The 1,399-nt window shown below is 69.0% G+C and carries 2 protein-coding genes; both read right to left on the bottom strand.

Annotated features, from left to right (window positions below):
• A partial coding sequence (locus SSP24_RS42385; protein WP_244951817.1) for an Ig-like domain-containing protein occupies window positions 1-756 on the bottom strand: 756 nt, incomplete at its 3' end.
• Between the two features lie 141 nt (window positions 757-897).
• Window positions 898-1,296, bottom strand: a complete 399-nt coding sequence (locus tag SSP24_RS42380) for a cytochrome c oxidase subunit 4 (RefSeq protein ID WP_141316596.1) — start codon at window positions 1,294-1,296, stop codon at window positions 898-900.
• Window positions 1,297-1,399: the final 103 nt, after the last annotated feature.

Raw genomic sequence — 1,399 nt, 5'->3', positions numbered from 1 at the left:
GCTGGCGCCGTCCGCGACGGCGACGATCCGGTCGCCCGTGGTGATCTTCAGGGGCTTTGCGGTGCCGCCCCACAGCCGGTCGCTGATCTTGATGCCGTCGAGGTTGCTGCGCACCTGGATGGTGGCGTTGACGGGCCAGTAGTCCTTGGGCCGGTAGTGGAGCTTCTTGTCGTCCACCCAGTGCCAGGAGCCGTCCACGACAGGGCTGGAGACCACCTTCAGACCGCGTTCGACGATCGCGCGCTGCGCCTTGTCCTTGACCGGCTGGTTCAGGTCGGCGGTGATGGGCTGGCCCACGCCGTACTTGCCCGCCTGGGGGCCGAAGGTGACGTTCAGCCGCTTCGTGGTGCGGGGCTTGCCGGTGTCGAAGGTGACGACCCGGCGGCCGGGCGCCCCGTCGTCGTCCTCGGTGCTCACCCGGACCGTGTAGTGCGCGTTCGCGGCGAGCGGTGAGGTGCTGTGCCAGCGCAGGCCGTCGGCGGAGAGTTCACCCGAGACATGGCGTCCGGCGGCGTCCGTGGCCGTGACGTCCGTGATCCGGCCCTCGGAGCCCTCGGCCGTCACCTCCAGGGGCTTGTCCGGGTCGGCCTTCTTCCCGGCCTTGGTGGGGCCGTTGAAGGAGATCTGCTCCGCCGCGTCGTACGGCGTGGCGGACAGCGGGTTGCCGTCGCTGCTGCAGGCGGTGACGCCCGCGCCGAGGGCGATCACCACCAGCGTGCAACCGGCGACTCTGCTGGTGCGCGATGAATGGCTCATGCCTTCACGCTAGGAAGGTTCGTCAACCTCGGCGCGGTGAGCCATCCGGACGAGTGACGCCGTCCGTGTGAAACATGCGGAACGACGGAGCCCGGACCCTCCTGACGGAGTGTCCGGGCTCCTCAAGCGCTCGGGCGCGTCCTACTGGGTGCGGTTCTCACCGCGGTAGTACTCGAAGACCCAGCCCCAGACGCCGATCAGGATCAGCGGGGCGGAGAAGTACAGCAGCCACCAGCCGACCGCCACACCGAGGAAGGCGAGCGCGCCACCGATGCCCAGGGACAGCGGCTGCCAGCTGTGCGGGCTGAAGAAGCCCAGCTCGCCCGCGTCGTCCGCGACGTCGGCCTCCTTGTTGTCCTGGGCACCGACGTCGACCCGCTTGGCGGTGAAGCCCAGGTAGAAGCCGATCATGATGGACAGGCCGAAGGCCAGGAAGAGGGCGGTGGTGCCGGCCGGCTCCTTCGACCACAAGCCATAGACGATCGCCATGGCGAGGATGAAGACGCTCAGCCACATGAACATCTTGCCCTGGATCTTCACTTCCCGGCCTCCTTGCTACCCGCCAGGGCGCTGGCACCGTGCCCGCCGTGGCCGAGCTCCTCGAGCGCGGCGATGTCGGGGTGGTGCAGGTCGAACGCCGGGG

The sequence above is a fragment of the Streptomyces spinoverrucosus genome, from assembly GCF_006539505.1.
In the GTDB taxonomy this organism is placed as follows: Bacteria; Actinomycetota; Actinomycetes; order Streptomycetales; family Streptomycetaceae; genus Streptomyces; species Streptomyces spinoverrucosus.
Note: the sequence above shows the minus strand (reverse complement) of the source record. Positions and strands in the feature narration are given on the sequence as shown.